15 protein-coding genes and 1 pseudogene are annotated in these 17849 nt (G+C 62.7%); 7 read left to right on the forward strand and 9 right to left on the reverse strand.

From position 1 onward, the window contains the following. A partial coding sequence (locus KY459_14860) for a hypothetical protein (protein MBW3565990.1) occupies positions 1–199 on the forward strand: 199 nt, incomplete at its 5' end. Positions 200–335: 136 nt separating this feature from the next. On the opposite strand, the gene KY459_14865 is transcribed toward KY459_14860, so the two are convergent. Next, positions 336–2747, reverse strand: coding sequence for a transketolase (locus tag KY459_14865; GenBank protein MBW3565991.1), 2412 nt, complete (start codon positions 2745–2747; stop codon positions 336–338). A 75-nt stretch (positions 2748–2822) separates the two neighbouring features. Next, entirely contained in the window at positions 2823–3374 is a 552-nt protein-coding gene (locus KY459_14870) for a porin family protein (GenBank protein ID MBW3565992.1), read from the reverse strand. Between the two features lie 19 nt (positions 3375–3393). Between KY459_14870 and KY459_14875 the strand changes: the two genes are divergently transcribed. Beyond that, positions 3394–4164 (forward strand): ComF family protein, encoded by a 771-nt coding sequence (locus KY459_14875; protein MBW3565993.1) that lies wholly within the window; start codon positions 3394–3396, stop codon positions 4162–4164. 21 nt (positions 4165–4185) lie between these two features. On the opposite strand, the gene KY459_14880 is transcribed toward KY459_14875, so the two are convergent. The 4 genes from KY459_14880 to KY459_14895 all read right to left on the reverse strand — a co-directional run bounded on the left by KY459_14880 (position 4186) and on the right by KY459_14895 (position 11177). Continuing rightward, on the reverse strand, positions 4186–6339 hold the full coding sequence (locus KY459_14880) for a WD40 repeat domain-containing protein (GenBank protein MBW3565994.1): 2154 nt from the start codon (positions 6337–6339) through the stop codon (positions 4186–4188). 29 nt (positions 6340–6368) lie between these two features. Continuing rightward, positions 6369–8174, reverse strand: a complete 1806-nt coding sequence (locus KY459_14885; GenBank protein ID MBW3565995.1) for a hypothetical protein — start codon at positions 8172–8174, stop codon at positions 6369–6371. 677 nt (positions 8175–8851) lie between these two features. After that, the gene (gene dacB, locus KY459_14890; GenBank protein ID MBW3565996.1) at positions 8852–10303 is read right to left on the reverse strand and encodes a D-alanyl-D-alanine carboxypeptidase/D-alanyl-D-alanine-endopeptidase; all 1452 of its coding nucleotides are present in this window, start codon (positions 10301–10303) and stop codon (positions 8852–8854) included. A gap of 43 nt (positions 10304–10346) precedes the next feature. After that, complete coding sequence (locus KY459_14895; GenBank protein ID MBW3565997.1) at positions 10347–11177, reverse strand: hypothetical protein; 831 nt, start codon at positions 11175–11177, stop codon at positions 10347–10349. Positions 11178–11299: 122 nt separating this feature from the next. Here KY459_14895 and acpP point away from each other — a divergent pair, with 122 nt between their 5' ends. From acpP to KY459_14910, 3 genes are all read left to right on the forward strand, one after another. Next, positions 11300–11539, forward strand: coding sequence for an acyl carrier protein (acpP, locus tag KY459_14900; protein MBW3565998.1), 240 nt, complete (start codon positions 11300–11302; stop codon positions 11537–11539). A gap of 76 nt (positions 11540–11615) precedes the next feature. Further along, positions 11616–12854 carry a beta-ketoacyl-ACP synthase II gene (gene fabF, locus KY459_14905; GenBank protein MBW3565999.1) on the forward strand — a complete coding sequence of 413 codons (1239 nt, stop codon included), beginning with the start codon at positions 11616–11618 and terminating at the stop codon, positions 12852–12854. Positions 12855–12955: 101 nt separating this feature from the next. Next, positions 12956–13477: a DinB family protein gene (locus KY459_14910; GenBank protein MBW3566000.1), complete on the forward strand. Its 522-nt coding sequence runs from the start codon at positions 12956–12958 to the stop codon at positions 13475–13477. Between the two features lie 156 nt (positions 13478–13633). Here the strand turns inward: KY459_14910 and KY459_14915 are convergent, their stop codons facing one another. Beyond that, positions 13634–13831 carry a hypothetical protein gene (locus KY459_14915; protein MBW3566001.1) on the reverse strand — a complete coding sequence of 66 codons (198 nt, stop codon included), beginning with the start codon at positions 13829–13831 and terminating at the stop codon, positions 13634–13636. A gap of 162 nt (positions 13832–13993) precedes the next feature. Between KY459_14915 and KY459_14920 the strand changes: the two genes are divergently transcribed. After that, complete coding sequence (locus KY459_14920) at positions 13994–15055, forward strand: LD-carboxypeptidase (protein MBW3566002.1); 1062 nt, start codon at positions 13994–13996, stop codon at positions 15053–15055. A 353-nt stretch (positions 15056–15408) separates the two neighbouring features. Then, entirely contained in the window at positions 15409–15855 is a 447-nt protein-coding gene (locus tag KY459_14925) for a response regulator (GenBank protein MBW3566003.1), read from the forward strand. A 36-nt stretch (positions 15856–15891) separates the two neighbouring features. Here KY459_14925 and KY459_14930 read toward each other — a convergent pair. Next, a pseudogene (locus KY459_14930) lies at positions 15892–15945 on the reverse strand (type II toxin-antitoxin system YoeB family toxin). Between the two features lie 83 nt (positions 15946–16028). Further along, positions 16029–17669 (reverse strand): Na+/H+ antiporter NhaC family protein, encoded by a 1641-nt coding sequence (locus KY459_14935; protein ID MBW3566004.1) that lies wholly within the window; start codon positions 17667–17669, stop codon positions 16029–16031. Between the last annotated feature and the right edge of the window lie 180 nt (positions 17670–17849).

Here is a 17849-nt window from a genome sequence, read left to right on the forward strand (position 1 = left end):
GAAACAACCGAACTCGCGTACTCAAACCAACGTCATCCTGAGCGGGCGGTCGGGCGGGCAGGCGAAGGACCTCGCAGGTTGGGACATCAGATCAAGCGAAGCGCTGCAAAGGGTCGAAGTCCAACAATTTCATGGTTGTTTCATTAGGAGCCGCCGAAGGACGGCGAAGGATCTGGTGGCGGCTCGTGAAAGAGAGTGACGAGACCGGCAACGGTGACTCACGATCCCCCCGCCCAGATTCTTCGCCCGCGCTCCGCCGGGCTCAGAATGACGAGTGTTTCGATGTCGCGAGATCAACCCTGATCCCTGATCCCTGATCCCTGATCCCTGCTTTTTCACCACCACACCGGCTCGAACTCCGACGGCTTGGCTTCCACCATCAGTTCCCAGGCGGCGCGGAAGATGTCCTCACGATTCGGCTTCGCCCAGTAGTCGCCGTCGGAGCCGTAGGGCGGCCTGTGTGGTTGCGCAGACAGACAGACGGGCCGGGAGTCGAGCCACTCGAAGCCTCCGTCGCGGTCGAGAACCTGCTGCATCATGAATGCGCTCGCACCACCAGGGACGTCCTCGTCGACGAAAATCACGCGGTTGGTCTTTCGCACCGAGTCGAGAATGACCTTTTCGCGATCGAACGGAAGAAGCGTCTGGACGTCGACGATCTCCGCTTCCACTCCGCGACTGGCGAGAAGCTCGGCTGCTTCCATCGAGATCCTGCACAACGGCCCGTAGGTGACGATCGTCACGTCGGTTCCCGCACGAATCACCTCGGGCACACCGAGCGGAACGGTGAACTCGCCGATGTTGTCCGGCAGGCGCTCCTTTACGCGGTATCCGTTGAGGACCTCGATCACGAGCGCGGGGTCGTTCGACTGGAACAGCGTGTTGTACATCCCCGCGGCCTGGGTCATGTTTCGCGGCACGCACACCCACATCCCCCGAACCAGGTTGATGATCCCCGCCATCGGAGAGCCGCTGTGCCAGATCCCCTCGAGGCGATGACCCCTCGTCCTGATGATGGCCGGCGCCATCTGAATTCCGGCCGATCGCCACCGTACCGTCGCCAGATCGTCCGACATCAGCTGAAGTCCGTAGAGAACGTAGTCGAGATACTGCATCTCGGCGACCGGGCGAAGCCCCCTCATCGCCATACCGATCGCCTGACCGATGATCGTCGTCTCGCGGATGCCGGTATCGGTGACCCTGAGCGCTCCGTATTTCTCCTGAAGACCGGCACAGCCCTGGTTCACGTCACCGAGAAACCCGACATCCTCCCCCATGAACGACAGCGTCGGGATTCGCGCGAGCGCTGCATCGAAACAGGCGTTGAGGATCTCGAAGCCGTTGACCGTCTTCAGGTCGTCGCCGAAGCGAGGCTCGACGACCTCGACGTTCAGCGCGGACTGTTCACCCTCCGCATGAAGGTGCCGTCCGTACACCTCGCACATTTCCTCGCGCTGGGCCGTCATCCACACCGAAAGCTCGAGTACGGCGGGCCGATCGCCTGAGGTCGCCACGAGGACGTCGGCAGCCGCCTTCTGGAGATCGCGGCGGAAGATATCCTGCTGCTTCTCGACCGCGGCGACGATTCGACCGACTTCATCGTTCTCGGACTCCGCCTCGATCCGCTTCGCGATCGACAAAAAGTGCTTCTTCGCCTGGTCGATCGGTTCCCGATAGCGATCCCACGCCTTCCGTCTCGCGTCGCGCACGTGTGCCGCTTCTTCCTTCTCGATCTCGTCGAGCTGCTCCCGCGTCGCGATCTCCTGTTCCACGATCCAGTCGCGCATCCGGACGAGGCAGTCGAACTGCTTCTCCCAGTCGAGACGTTCCGGCGTCTTGTATCGCTCGTGACTTCCGGAGGTGGAATGTCCCTGCGGCTGGGTCACCTCGTCCACGTGAATGATCGAGGGGACGTGCTTCCGCCGCGCGATCTCCGCGGCCCCCAGATACGTCTCGCAGAGAACCGGATAATCCCATCCGCGGACCGTGTAGAGATCGAAACCCGCCCTGCTTCCCTTTGCCCGTTGGAAGCCGGAGAGAACCTCGCTCAGGTTCTCCTTGGTGATCTGATAGCGGTTGGGTACCGAGATCCCGTAACCGTCGTCCCAGATCGAGATGATCGTCGGGATGCCGAGAACGCCGGCCGCGTTGACCGACTCCCAGAACATCCCCTCGGCGCAGCTCGCGTTGCCGATCGTTCCCCAGGCGATCTCGTTGCCGTTCCTGGAGAACTGATCCATCCCCTTCAGAGCGTCGACCTCACGATACAGCTTCGAGGCGTATCCCAGCCCGACGAGCCGGGGCATCTGCGAGCCGGTTGGCGACAAATCCGCCGAGGAATTGTACGTCTTCGAGATCGGAAGCCACTGTCCGTTCCCGTCGACCGTCGGAGTCGCAAAGTGCGCGTTCATCTGCCGGCCCGCCGAGAAGGGGTCGTGCTCCGGATCGGTATCGGCATAAAGCTGGCCGAAATACTGCTCGACGTCACTGATCCCGAGGGCAAACATCAGGGTCTGGTCCCTGTAGTAGCCGGACCGGAAATCCCCCTTGCGGAACGCTCGCGCCAAAGCCAGCTGGGCGACCTCCTTGCCGTCACCGAAGATCCCGAATTTCGCCTTTCCGGTCAGCACCTCGCGCCGGCCGATCAGGCTGACGTGCCGGCTCCGCCAGCCGATCCGGTAGTCGTTCAGAATCGACTGCGCCGAGGTCTGCTTGATCTCTTTACCGGTCGGTTCGGTGGTGGTCATCGATGGGCTCCCGAGCTCAGGATCACGAAGCTCATCGTATCAGGCTTGGACCGATTTCAGAGCAGTCCGGATGGGTTAGAAACGGAAACGTCCGCCGATCCCGAGGTTCAGCGTTCGCAGCTCCGCATCGAAATCGATCCAGTGATAGGTGAGCTCGGCGACGATTCCGAGTTGTCTCGTGAGCGGAAAGTCGGCACCCACACCGAGAACGAAGCCGAATTCCGAGTCATCCTTCTCACCGTTTCGCTCGAGCTCGTAAGCGCCCGGACCGGCAAAGAGGTAGGTCGTCCCGAAGATCTCGTCGAACTCGTACCCGACGAGCAACTGGACGTAGCGAAGGTCCGTTTCGGCCTCGGGGGGGAGACCCTCGTCGAGCGACTCGCCGCTCAGATCCGCCTCGCCGGCCTTCAATCTGAGCCACGTGCCGCTCTCGATCACTTTCGAGAAGTAAATTTCGCGAACGTCCATATCGGTGTCGATGCCGAGCTCGTCATTGATGGGCTCGATCGAGCCGATCAGAACACCGAGCTCATTGCTCTGGGCGAGCAGCGCCGGCGCGACGACCGTGAGGGCTAAGACAACCAGAGATTTCCGGATCATCGCGGGGACTTTAATCAAATCATCCATTGCGTGTCGAGACTCCATAGTGGCGCTGAGGGCTTCATCCGAGGTAGAAAAGGTCGTGCTTCATCAGGCGATCCATCGAGGGCTTCTGAATCTGGGACGTGAGAGTCTGCATCTGGTTCTGCCATCGCTCTGTATCGTCTGCGACGAACCGCTCCCGTTGCGGCGGCGAATCGCCTCCTGCTGCCTCGAATGCTGGAGACGTCTCCCCGAGATCAGGACACCCGTATGCAGACGTTGCGGCCGCGTCTGGCAGATCGAACAGATCGAGGGGCACAGTTGCCTCGACTGCGACGAAAAGTTCCCGGTCGATGGGGTCGTTTCCTGGGGCCGATACGAAGGCGGGCTCGAGAAGGTACTCTCGGCGTTCAAGTTCCGGCGTCACGAGTTTCTCGCCGCGCCCCTGGCGGTGTTGATGCGGCTGGCGCTCGCGAGACGGCACCGACCGGCTGCGGACTTCATCGTTCCGGTTCCTATGAGCCGGCGCCGCCGTCGCCAGCGCGGCTACAACCAGGCTGAGGAGCTCGCGATCTCCCTCTCCGGAATGACCGGGATTCCGATGCGAACGCTGCTCGTCAAAGCGGCTGAAAACCGACGTCAATCGACCCTCCCCCGCAAGCAGCGCCGGAGGAACGTCGCGAACATCTTCGTCGCCCGGAAGGTACCGCGCAATGCTTCGATTCTGCTTGTCGACGACATCTGCACCACCGGCGAGACGCTTGCCGCCTGTGCGCGAGCGCTCAAGCGAGCAGGCGCGTCCCGGGTGTCGGCGGTCACGGTTGCCCGTGCCTGAGATCACGTTTCGAGCTCACCCTCATCGTCGCACCTCGCTCGAGGCCGTCGTCACGTTGAAATACGTATCGATCGCCCGCACGATCGTGAACCTGCCGCTCGCTCCGCCACCGGGGATCCGATACATCTCCTTCCGCGAATCGGTCAGGCCGTCTTCAGGAACGAGCACTTTCCAGGAGTCGACGTCGACGGAATACTCCACCCGGCCGAGAGGCGAGTCGTCCTCGACCTCCACGATGAGGTCGTCACCCGATTTCCTGATTCGGATGACCGGGGCAGTGTTGTCGACAGTGAAGAATACATCCGCGCGTCGAGTCTCGAGAGCGCCGTTTGCATTGGAGGGCTCGTCGGAGACTTTCAACATCAGTTCGTATTCGCCGTCGGGCAACTGGGTGGTGTCGAAGTTGAGCTGATTCTGGTCGAGATTCTCCCGAAGCCTCATCCACTGCCCGGTACCGCGGGGGCGGAACGAGACGTCATGGCGAAGGCGATCCCCATTCGGATCGCTCGTCTTCCATGAGACGGTTCGGAAACCCTTCCTGAAGTACTTCTTGCCGCTATCGGGCGTCCGCGGAGCATCGACGCTGGTGAAGATTCCGTACTCGTCGGGAGAGGTCGCCTCGACCACGCCGGGCGCGGAGGGGTAGCCGCTGAGAAAGACGGCGCCGGGCTCGGCGACCCCGAGGTTCTCGATCACGGGCGCAACGTTCCGATTGATCCAGGCCACCGAGACTTCGTCGATCCGAAGCGCGGGAGCCGGCTTCTCGACATCGATTCGCCACTGGAGAAATCTCGCCGGCGGGGCTTCGACCGAGCCTTCTTCCCCCCGGGACTGTTTCCAAGCGCTCCAGGTTTCATCGGGCTTGCTGGAGTTGCCGCTGCGAAAGGAGACACGGGTCGATGATGGAATCGCGTTGCCCCGGACGCGATATTCGCCGAAATTCGAGAGGCGCTGGGTGTCGAGCACTTCGGACTGGACCGAGGCCGAGCCGTTCCGCCCGAGATCGAGCGCGTAGATCGCGCCGCTGTTGCTCGTCGTGGCGGTGGCTCTCGATCCGTTCCGCGTGAACGAAACGATCTGCTTTTCCGGAACGCTCGCGAGAAGCTCGACGCGCCCGTCGTCGCGGACGCGATAGATCCGACCGTTGGGCCCTGTCGCGACGAATACGCCGCCGCCCTCGGCCGGAACGATGTCGTACGCGATCTCCCGGTCGAGCTTCCAGACCGTCTCGACATAACCGTCGGACGCGACCCGGTAGATCTCGGAGCTCCCCGACGAGGTCAGAGCCGGGCTCGCATCGAACGAGAATAAAACCGAAACGGCGGAGGAAGACGCGCTGGCCGATTCTTCGGTGCCCTGCTGCTGCTCACCCTGTTCGTTGGAACGCTCCTGCCTTCGGGGCGCCGTCGTCGGCAGCGTACTCGTGACACCCGCGCCCCAGACGGCGTCGCCGGCCGTCGGAACCACGAGGCTCGAAATCTCGGTATAGCTCGAATCGAAGAGCGAGCGAGCCCCCCCTCCCTCGGTGGCGATCTCGTAAATCCGTCCTTCTCCGGAGCCTCCGGCGAGGAGCCGGCCGTTCGGAGCGAGGGCGAGCGCACGGAGATGTGTCTCGTTGGAGTCGAAGACGACCGAGCCCTCGTTGCGACGCTTCACCACGAACAGACGGCCTTCGACACCGGTCGCCACCGCAATCGAGCCATCCCGAAGAATCGCGAGATCCCAGATGTAGGCCTCTTCCGGATCGAACCACGCCTCCGCATCCCCTGATTCGGGATCGATGCGGTAGAGCTTCCCGTTGGGCGACGAGCCGGCCCAGAGTGAACCATCGTGCCATGCGAGCGCGTAAACCTGCGGCTCCGAAAGCGTCGCCAGCAGCTCGAGCTCGGAGCCGCTCAGCTTGTAGATTCGGCCACTTCCACCCGTGCCGAAGAATCGGACGCTCCGCCCATCGGAGACCTGGCTGAGAACGAACGTATCGGTCGGCGACGCGAGCTTGTCGACGAGCGGTCCCGGGAGGAGCGTGCCGTCCGCGGTCACGCTGAATCCGCTGACCTCCCCCTTCAGGATCTCCTCGGCGGACGAAATCGTCCAGAGCTGAGGCTCGACCGCTCCGCTTTGCGATGCAATCAGCAGGCAGAAAGCTGTCGCGAGACCTCTCATCAAACGGTGCATCAGCGGTCCTCCAGATTCCGGATCGGTGTTCAGCGCGCCGTTTCGATCTTGAGGTCGATCCGGTGAGCACCGATCAGGACTTCGTCGAACGAACGTACGAACTGACGGGCGGGATGATACTGAACGAGCGCACCAGGGGTCCCGGATCGCTCCGAAACTGTGACCGCCTGCATCGAAGGCGGAAGGTTCGGCAGATATGCTCCCGAGGAGACCAGTCCGGCCGCCGGCGTGTAGAGCCTTATCGAGAGGTCCGTCGAGGGCTCCAGCCGTTCCAGCACGCGCACGACCTGCTCGAGCGAGCGGGGATCAGGCGGAACGAGTGAGAAGTCGAGCCGCGTCAGCGCCGAGCCACTACCGATGAAAAGATAAGCCGGGCCGGGCACTGTCGACTCCGGAATGTCGATCTCGAACGTCTCCAGGCGCGCTTCCCCCCGATACGGCTTGAGCAGCGCCCGCAGTCGCACCACGTCGCCCGGGTTGATCGCGCCATCCGGGGGCGTCTCGATCGAGGCTTCGACGATGCGCGTCATCCGCGGCGTCGTATCGTGATGCAACGTCACGTCGATCCCTTCGATCTCGACATTCTGAAACTCGTTCGAAAGGAGATAGCCGGAGACCACCGCGAGATAGAGCGGAATCCCCTGCCGCGCAGTCATCCCGGCCCACCCCTCTCGGATACGAATCGGCTCGCGACCGCTGACGTGAAAGACCGAGTCCATGAAAACGCTCTGTTCTCCCGAGCCCTGCTGCGCGCTCGTCAGAATGTTGTCAGCAGTCATCGCGAGGAGAACTGGAAAGAGCTGCGGCTGCCGAACCGCGCGAACAGCGAAGTCTCGATCGCCGGCCGGGCTCTGGATCCTGAAGTTGACCGGAATCAGATCGGATGTCTCACCGATCGTCCCATAGACACCTGCATATCGGTCCTGGGAAAGGCTCCCGATCACATTGCCGGTATTCGAAAGCTTGAACGAGCTTGCCAGACTCGGCATGACCGTCACGATCTCCGACTGCGCCATCGGAAAATCGATGTCGCCCATGTGGAGGAACGGATGGCCGAATCCGTAGACCCGGTTGCCATCGACCGCGGTGACCGTTCCGGTGGCGGCGATCGAAAAGTCCCCCTCGATCAGGACGGCGGCCAGCGGATCACCCGGTTCGAGGCGGTCATCCGTCGCGCCGGCAGTCGTGCCGCTCGACGCCGAACCGGTCGGAACCGGCAGGAAACCGCCGGACCGAAAGACGCTCGAAAATCGGTCGACAGTCGCGCCCGAGAAGCTGGAGACGTTCAGCGGAGTCGCGATCGGCGCCCCGCCAGCCCACGGCGATTCGATCGCCGGAATCATTCGATCGAAGATGCTCTGCAGCTGCGCGACCTCGCCGGACGCGAGCGCGGAAAGGATTTCCTTGCTGTTTGCCCATGGCGACAGCCGGGCTCCCGCCCCCTGTGCATGCTCCTCGATCGCGATCATCTCGTCGATCGGCGTGATTCCGGCGATCGGCGCCGAGGAGAACATCCAGGAGTAGGCGAGCGCGCCGATGAGCTTTCCATCGATGTAGATCGGTGATCCGCTCATCCCGGCGATCACCCCACTCTTGTCGGTCACCTCCGAGTCGACGGAGGCGAGGATCACGTTGCGGCCGGGACCGATGTTGCGAAGGATCCCGGTGATCTCGACGTCGAATCTCTCGATGTCGCTTCCCTCGAAGACGGTGAGCCCGTAGCCCTTCATCCCCTTCCGGACCTCATCGATCGACATCGTCGGTGTGGTTTCCCCGCCGATGGCGAGCGGTGCGAATGCGAGTGCGAGCAATGCCGTGACCAGAGGGATTTTCACGTTTTCACCAACATCGGCTCAGCTGGATGCATTTCGCCACCCAGATGCCGGTTGCCAGTGGCCGGTTGCCGGTTGCCGGTTGCCGGTTGCCGGTTGCCGGTTGCCGGTTGCCGGTTGCCGGTTGCCGGTTGCCGGTTGCCGGTTGCCGGCGAGGGATGGTCTCGCATCCTCCAGGAAGTGTCGAACCCACATCGCGGGCGTAAGAACCAACGCCAAGCGCTAACCGTTGCAGGCTCGCGCAAAACAGATATATCGACGAAGCCGCCAAAGGCGGCGACAGTTCTTAGCCCCCGGCTTCAGCCGGGGGACAGGGGCTCGTTCGCAAAATCAGTGTCGAGCCCGCTTCAGCGGGCGACAGAGCCAATGCCAAGGCTGATCGATGCAAGCTTAAGCTAGACGAACTTTGTCGGCCACAGATCTCAGCTTCGAGCGTTGTCGACGTTCTGTCGCCCGCTCAAGCGGGCTCCGCATTCTCTCTTGGAAAGCCTAACCATCCCCCGGCTGAAGCCGGGGGCTAAGCGCTTTCGCCCGCTGGCGCGGGCTAATCAAAGGTGAGCGTTCTCTCCGAGATTCACCCTAGAAGACGGGCCGACCTCATGCCGAGCCCGCATCGCCAACTGGCAACCGACTACCGCCAACCGGCAACCGACGACCGGCAACCGGCCACCGGTTGCCGCCTACCCCCGGTCGACGATCGTCTCGAGGATCTGGTTCTGCAGGTTGTAGACGTGCCCCGCCGCAGTCCGGTAGTCATTGAAGAGCATCGAGAAGGCGTAGACCCTTCCGCTGCCTCCCTGCACGTAACCGCTCAGGCCGATGGCTCCTTCGAGATACCCCGTCTTGGCGAAGACCGCTCCCCTGTACGGCGCCCGGTTCATCCTCCGTCGCATACGGGTCGACTGTTCCCCCGAGTAAGGCATCGACGCAAGAAACTCGGCTCGTGCCGGGCTGTTCCACATGTGCTGAAGCAGGGTGACGAACGCCGTAGCCGAGGCACGGTTGTCGGCCGACATACCGGAGCCGTCGGACTGGTGGAACTGGTTGGCAGCGACTCCCAGCTCGTTGACCATCCAGTCAGTCACGATCCTCGAGCCCTCCCCCCACGATCCTTCGGTTCCCTTCTCCGCTCCGATCGTCTTCAGAAGCTGCTCGGCGTAGTGGTTCTGACTCTGCTTGTTGATGACAAAAAGCGCGACGGCGAGCGGTGTGTCGAATTGCCCGATCTTCGTCCAACCGGCGTCCTCAACCGTTCGAGCGAGAATCGTCTGCCCGGAGATCGAGATGTTCCGCGCCCTCAGCGCCGTCTCCATCACGTTTCCGAAGTATTGAACCGGATACATGACCGGCACGGGGATCGAAGTCGGACCGTAGCCGGGATGGGCGTTTCCCTTCACGATGATCGTATTGGTTCCCTGTTTCCGTCCCACGAAGGCGCCGCGCCCGCGTCGTGTCGTCACGCAGGTATTCTCGATCGTGACGTAATCATTCGGAGGCTCGAGCTCGACGCGCGCGCGGGCTCCCGGTGAGGTCGGATGAACCCGGACGATGACGGTGCCCTCCTGGATCGCAGGCGAAGAAATGGGAGCTTCGTACCAGTAGACGAGCTGATCTTTCGGCCAGCTCGGGTGCACCCATTCCGAATCGAAGTAACCGTACTCGACGATCAGATTTCCATCGATCGCGTCGATCCCCGCCCGCTTGAGCATGATCACGACCTCGTCGAAGAGCCGGCCTCCATCGTCATCGTTGAAGCGGGTTCCGAGCGTCGGATCACCGCTCCCCACGATCCGCAGATCGCCCTCGAGGACGCCGTTGCGGACTTCTCCTCTCGTCCAGAGCGTCGTGGCGAACTGAAAGTTCCGTCCGAGCTTCTCCATTGCGGTGGCCGTCGTGAAGAGCTTCATGTTCGAGGCAGGCACGATCGAATTGTCCGGCGTATGAGCGGCGACGACGCGCCCGGTCTCGAGATCGATGATCTTGATGCTGCTCTTCGCTCTGGTCGCCAGATCACCGTTGACGAGCGGTCGCAGCGCGTTCTCCAGGGTCTGGCTGCTCCCTGCAGGAGCGAGCCCGATGAGCGCCAGGATCGCGACGAGGATCAGGAACGGGCGACGCGAAAAGTGGGTCATCGAGGAGCGGCGGGCTGCAATCGATATTCCATCTTCGAGGGCTTCACAGAACCGGGATCACCCGTTCCCGAAGAGAATCGGGGATCGCCGCCAGAGCTCGTTCGATCTCCTCGCGACGATGGCGCCTGGTGAAGTGCGTCAGGACGAGAACCTCATTCATGAAGTGGCCCGCACGCCGGATGATGTCGTCCAGATGGATGTGACGATACCGAACCGCGCGCTCGCGCTCGTCCTCAGCGATGAAGGAACACTCGATCATCGCGACCTTCGCGGTGAAGATCTCGGGAACCTCTTCGAAGATCGTCGCGTCGGTATCCCCGGAATAGAAGAGGATCGATTCGACAGTCTCGTCGCTCACGACCTCCCCTTCCGCCACGCGCTTCCGGATCGCCACTTCCTCCTCTCCCTTCAGATCGCCGCGAAGCTCGCGTCGCCGCCGTTTCAGCTCCCACGATCGCCCCGGTATCGAATGAAAGGCATCGTGCACGCGAACCACATGGTTGCGGCCCACTTCGATCTCGTCTCCCGGCAGGACTCCCCTGAGCGACAATTGGAGAGGGCTCCCCTGAAGCTCGCTCTGCACGGCGACCAGCCGCGTCCACGCGCCCAGCGATTCTGCCGGAACCCACACGTCCGCGGGCTCGAGGTTTCTGAGCCGCCGTTGCGCCGCGTGGTACGCGACCCCGGCCGCATGATCGAGGTGCGAGTGACTCACCAGCACGCGCGGAACCGGGATCGCCCATCCCGGACAGCGACCGAGATCGAGCGCGATTCCGGCGGGGTCCACACGGAAGCAGGTTTCGATCCCGGCTGCGCTCAGACCCCTGATCCGCATCTCGTCTCTGACCAGCTCGAAGGGCGGAGATTTCTGCACGACGCTGCCGACGTGCAAGATTCCGGCTCGGTGAATGCTGGTTCAGAATCCGCAATGGACGCACGCACCTGCTTGTGTTACAAATCTCGGGCTACCGACCCCTGAATGGAGGCTTCTGGAAAATGTCAGTTGCGGAGAAAGTAAAAGCCATCATCGTCGACCAGCTCGGCGTCGACGCGGATAAGGTCAAGCCGGACGCGTCGTTCGTCGAAGATCTCGGTGCCGACTCACTCGACACGGTCGATCTTTTCATCGCCATCGAGGACGAATTTCGAGTCACGATCGGTGACGAGGATGCCGAGAAAATCGTGACCGTACAGGACGCGGTCAACTACATCGAAGCAAACGCGCCCGCCGAGTAAGCGAATCTTCTCGAGACAATTTCCGGCTCATCGCTTTCTGGCGGTGAGCCGTTCTTTTCATTGAGGACCGAAACTATTGGATAAGCGTCGCGTCGTGATCACCGGAATCGGAATGGTCTCCCCTCTGGCCGTCGGCACCGAGGAGACGTGGAAAGGTTTGCTCGCCGGGACACCGGGAGTGGGCCCGATCACCCGATTCGACGCGTCGGAGTACGGCTGCAGAATCGCCGGCGAGGTGCGGGGATTCGAGCCGCTCGACTGGCTCGATCGGAAGGACGTGAAGAAGTCCGATACGTTCATCCACTACGCGATCGCTGCCGCCCAGATGGCGTGGGACGACTCCGGAATCGAGGGAAAGATCGAGCCGACCCGGCTCGGCACGATCATCGGCTCCGGAATCGGCGGCCTTCCGCTCATCGAAACGACGCACAAAATCCTTCTCGAGCGTGGCCCGTCACGGATCACGCCGTTCTTCATTCCCGGTCTCATCGTCAATCTCGCAGCCGGTCAGGTGTCGATCCGCTTCAATGCGAAAGGCCCGAACTCAGCGCCGTGTACCGCGTGCGCCACCGGAGCACATGCGACCGGTGACGCGATGCGACTGATTCAGCGAGGCGATGCAGACGCCATCTTTGCCGGCGGCGCCGAAGCGGTCATCGCGCCGCTCTCGGTCGGTGGATTCGCGGCGATGAAAGCGCTCTCGACCCGCAACGATGATCCGGCCACCGCCTCCCGACCGTGGGATGCGGGCCGTGACGGTTTCGTCATGGGCGAAGGTGCCGGGATTCTCATGCTCGAAGAACGGGAGCACGCCCTCGCACGCGGCGCGAGAATCTACAGCGAGCTGACCGGATACGGCATGTCGAGCGACGCCTACCACATCACCTCCCCCTGCGCGGACGGCGAGGGCTCGGCGCGCGTGATGGAGGTCACCCTCGAGGACGCCGGGTTGAAGCCGGAGGACATCGACTACATCAACGCCCACGGAACGTCGACGCCTGTCGGTGACAAGGCCGAGACCGACGCGGTCAAGCGAGTCTTCGGCGAGCACGCACGGAAGCTCGCGATGAGCTCGACCAAATCGATGACCGGCCACCTCCTCGGTGCCGCCGGAGGTCTCGAAGCCGCGATCACCGCGCTGGCCATCTACCACGGGATCATGCCGCCGACGATCAACTACGAGACACCCGATCCGGAGTGCGACCTCGATTATGTTCCGAACGAAGCGCGGCCGGCAGAGATCCGCCACGCGATGTCGAACTCGTTCGGCTTCGGTGGCACGAACGCATCCCTCGTCTTCTCGAAACACGAGTAAAACGGGGTCGGGTCTGAACTTGGAACTTAACTCCGAAATCGTTCAAAACAAGCTGAAGTTTCAGGGTTAAGTTCCAAGTTCAGACCCGACCCCGTCCCGCCATGGAAAATCCGATCGATCGCGCTGTCCGCCGCCTCGCCGCGACCGGATCGGCCATCCAGCAGATCTGCCGCGATCTGACTCCGGACGAAGCCCGATTCCGCGAATCCGGGGAGAAGTGGTCGATCCTCGAGATCGTGAATCATCTGCTCGACGAGGAGATCCTCGATTTTCGCGCGCGGCTGCAGTCGACGATCTTCCGTCCCGACGTGCCCTGGCCGCGAATCGACCCACCCGGCTGGGCGATCGAAAAGGATTACCAGAGCCGCGATCTCGCGGAATCGCTCGTGAGCCTGGCGGCGGAACGGGCGAGCTCTCTCGAATTCCTCCCGACGGTCTCCGAGGACGAGCTCGCAACGGTCCACCACCACCCCACGCTCGGAGAGATCACGGCCGGCGATCTCCTCCACTCCTGGGTGGCGCACGATCTTCTCCACCTGCGTCAGATCGCGCGCGTTCGCTACCGGATGCTCGAGGCGGACGCCGCGCCTTACCGCGCCGAGTACGCCGGCCCGCTGACCTGAAGATGCAGCGGGCCCGGCTAACGCCGTGACGGCCCTTCGGGCCTCCGAGTCGGCACGGACTCGCGCGATCACACCCACCACGGGAGGGCGAGGCTCCTGCCGAGCCGCACCGTTACGAGCTTGCGTTTCAGTGGATGACCGGAGGGACCGCGTCCTTCACTTCTTCTCCTTCTCCTGCTCCTTCTGATCCTCCTGCTCCTTCCGATCCTCGGCTTCCTCCCGGAACTCCTGCCGGTTCTTCTTCACTTCCTCGCGCAGCTGCTGTTTGTGAATTTTCTGAACGACGTCTTCCCCCTGCCGCTCGCGTCCGTGCGCGCCAATGTAATGATCTTTGTTGACGTTGCTCTTTCCCATTCGTCGTTGCCTCCTTCTGATCAGAGAGTGCGAGACTCCTGCCGATCGGCCGAACCAGCGAATCGACATTCGCGCATCCGTAAACGCAGTTCGCGCGACGCGCGCACCTCCCCTCGTCCCTCGCCTCTCGTCCCTCGCCCCGCCTTCTCTATAATGCGCGCCATGCATCGACGAGACTTCGGAAAACTCCTCGCCTTCGGAACCGCCGCCGCCGCACTTCCCGCGCCCGCACTCGCGCTGCACGATCCGCGACCGATGCGACCGAAGCAAATCGTCAAACCGAAAGTACTGCGGCCGGGCGACACGGTCGGTGTCACCTCCCCCGCGACTCAGGCGTTCGACTACGACCGGATCCGCGTCACGCAGGAGCAGATCGAAGCGCTCGGATTCCGGCCGAAGCTCGGCGCGCACGTCGCTGACAAGCACGGATACTTCGCCGGAACCGACGAGAACCGCGCCGCCGACATCAACGCGATGTTCGCCGACGACGAGGTCGATGCGATCTTCTTCTTCTCCGGCGGCTGGGGATCCCCCCGGCTACTCCCCCATCTCGACTACGACCTCATCCGGCGCAACCCGAAGATCATCCTCGGGTACAGCGACATCACGGCGCTCCTGAACGGAATCCATCAGCGCACCGGGATCGTGACCTTTCATGGGCCAAACGGCTCGTCCCGACTGCCAAAGTACACATTAGAACACCTGAAACGTACACTGATGTCGACCGAGCCGATCGGCATCCTCGCAAATCCCCCGAAACCGGAGGACGAGCTCGTCCGGCGCGACTATCGGATCATCACAATCCGTCCGGGCGTGGCGAGCGGTCCGCTGGTGGGAGGGAACCTCTCGCTGGTTGCCGCACTCATGGGAACACCGTGGGAGGTCGACACGCGTGGCGCGATACTTCTTCTCGAGGACGTCAACGAGGAGCTCTATCGCGTCGACCGGATGCTGAGCACGCTGCGCCTCGGCGGCAAGCTCGCCGACGCGGCAGCGATCGTCTTCGGAACCTGCTCGCGCTGTCCTGTCGAGGGCCCGTCGTTCAGTCTGGAGGAGATCATGCGCGACCACTTCGAGGATCTCGGCGTCCCGGTGATGGCGGGTTATGCGTTCGGCCACATCAGCGAGCAGCTCACCCTGCCGATCGGCATGCCGGGGACCGTCGACACGACCGCCGGAACGATCACGATCGACGAACCGGCTGTCCGCCCCTCCGGAGAATGAGGCACCAGCTCGCTCGACCGAATCGTTAGCCGGCTCGTTCAGGCGAACAGAAGGTCGGGCCCGGCGTGAGCCACGATCTGGCGGGGTGTCATCGAGGGATCGAGCACCATCAGCTCGCCCAGCAAACCGGGCATCGATCTCGACTGCTTCTTCTTGCTGTGTAGAACTGGACACACTACCTCCAGGGACTGTCTGGTTTCTGAACAGGTATCCAGATTCCGGACGCCGCGCGCGCACCCATTCTTTCCCTAAGTAACAGCCATGGTCGGGGTTTGCCTCAGATCTCACCCCTAGCACACCGCTTGTACTTGTGGTGGCAGGAACATCGAGTTTACATAAAAGGAGGCAAGACGATGGAACGAGGGAGTGCACCGAGGGGGCAGGAACAGGACAACTCCGCCGATGTGGCTGAGCGGTCGGTGCTCGTGGTGGAGGATCACCAGAAGCAGCTCGACGCGCTCTTGACTGAGCTCGCGTCGATCGGAGTCTCACCGGCGGTCGCGAAGAGCGGGGTCGAGGCGATTCGTATGGCCGCTACGCAGCGCCCGGACATCATTCTTCTTGATGGCCTTCTACCGAACATGCATGGATTCGAGGTGGCGCGCTTCATCCGACACAGTGATCGCGATTATCGCCCGTTCATCGTGATGACGACCGCCATCTACAAGGGTGTGCGCTACGAAAACGAAGCCCGCCTGAGGTTCGGCGTCGACAGGTACGTGGAGAAGCCGATCACGCGCGAGAAGTTGCTGTCGATTTTCAAGCACGCTGCGCGCGAGCGCTACAAGGGGGCAGCATGAAGACAGGGGAATGGCGAAAATGGGGGTCACACCTTCGAGGTAAACAATTCGATGCTCCTGCGTGAGACGACGCGACCACGCGCCCGCAACACGGCAGACTGGAAGCCTGCGCTACGGGCGGCGCAGGACCTTCTCGGGAGCGCTGAAGGCGCGATGCTGCGTCGAGTCCGGCGTCAGAGCTCGGCGGGCGCCGTCACTGGAACCGGCTCGACCTTCTTTCCGACAAAGCGCACGATCAGGATCACGATCACGGTCCCCACGGCGAGCGAGATCCAAGGCGATACGCCGAATCCGGTGGGGATGTCCCCGATGATCATCCCGAGAACGCCGACGGTCAGGGCGTAGGGAATCTGAGTGCGGACGTGAGCGACGTGATCGCATCCCGAAGCCATGCTCGAAAGAATCGTCGTATCCGAGATCGGAGAACAGTGGTCGCCCCAGACGCTTCCGGCGAGAACCGACGAGATCGCTCCCAGCATGAACGTCATGTAGAAGTCGTCTCCGGGAGCATACCCCGCGGCGACCGACAGCCCGTGTGCGATCGGAATGACGAGCGGCATCAGAATCGCCATCGTCCCCCATGAGGTTCCGGTTGCGAAGGCGATCGCCGCGGCTGTCAGGAACACGACGACTCCCACGAGGTGGGGCGACAGGAAGGACTCGGTGATTCCGACGACGTAGTCCGCCGTGTGCAGGTCCGCGGCAACGGCGCCGATCGACCAGGCGAGGACCAGGACGACGAGCGCCAGCAGCATCGCCTTGAATCCCTCGACCATTCCGCTCAGCAAGCTCGTCAGCGGCATGAGCCGCTGCGCTGCCGGAAGCGCAAGCGCCACGATGACCCCCGCGAGACTCGCCCACATCAGCGCCTGATAGCTGTTCGCCGACTCGAAGACCGAGCGGACATACTCGGTTCCGGAGCCAGCCGTCGCGGCGTCGAGACTCTGCACCCCCGTGATCCACAGCCCGGCGATCGTGACGACGATCACCGTCAGAATCGGAGCGATCGCATTGATCGCATGGCGGGGCGTATCGGCCGGCGGCATCATTCCGGACTGCGCGTAGTCGGCAAGCGGAACATCTCCCGCCGCAAGGACCTCTCCGGTGCCTTCGGCGCGTCGCTCGGCGCGAAGCATCGAACCAAAATCGCGATTCATCGAGGCGATCGCAAACACCATCACGAGCGCGAGGATCGGATAGAAGCGGTAGGGAATCGACGCGATGAACGTCGAGTAGCCGTCGTACGGCAACCCGAGAGAGGTGAACGCCGCCGCGATGAGCCCGACCTCGAACCCGATCCATGTCGAGATCGGAACGAGGCTCGACACTGGCGCCGCAGTCGAATCGACGATGTAGGCGAGCTTCTCTCTGCTGATCCTCAGTCCGTCGGTGATCGGCCTCATCGTCGAGCCGACGATCAGGCTGTTGGCGTAGTCGTCGAAAAAGATGAAGAGGCCCATCATCCCCGTTGCGAGCTGCCCTTTCGGACGACTGCGCGCCCATTTCCGGACGATGTCGACGATCCCCTCACTCCCTCCGCTCTTCGTAATCAGCCCCACCATCCCCCCGAGGAGCGTCGTGAAGACGATGATCGCGGCGTGGTCGGCGTCGGCAATCGCGTCGACCATGTAGTGATCGATCGAGCGAGCGAACGCGAGGAACGGGTTCCAGTCGAAGAGAATCAGAGCGCCCGCAAAAACACCGAGAAACAGCGAGATCAGGACATCCTTGAAGATGAGTGCCAGGACGATCGCCAGCACCGGCGGGACGATCGAGAGCCAGCCGGGAATCGGATCGATCACCGCTTCCGCCATCACTCTTCCGGCAATGACCTGAACCGTGCGCGGCGCGCCGGGTCCCGCCCCATCCGCGATCACGACTTCGTTGCCCCCCTCGTAAAGCATCACGTCGAGCGCCTTGCGGCCATCGACGAGTACGGAGCCCTCCATCCCCTCCTCCGGAGCTTCCTCGACATTGATGACGAACTCGAGGTC

The organism is Acidobacteriota bacterium, assembly GCA_019347945.1.
In the GTDB taxonomy this organism is placed as follows: domain Bacteria; phylum Acidobacteriota; class Thermoanaerobaculia; order Gp7-AA8; family JAHWKK01; genus JAHWKK01.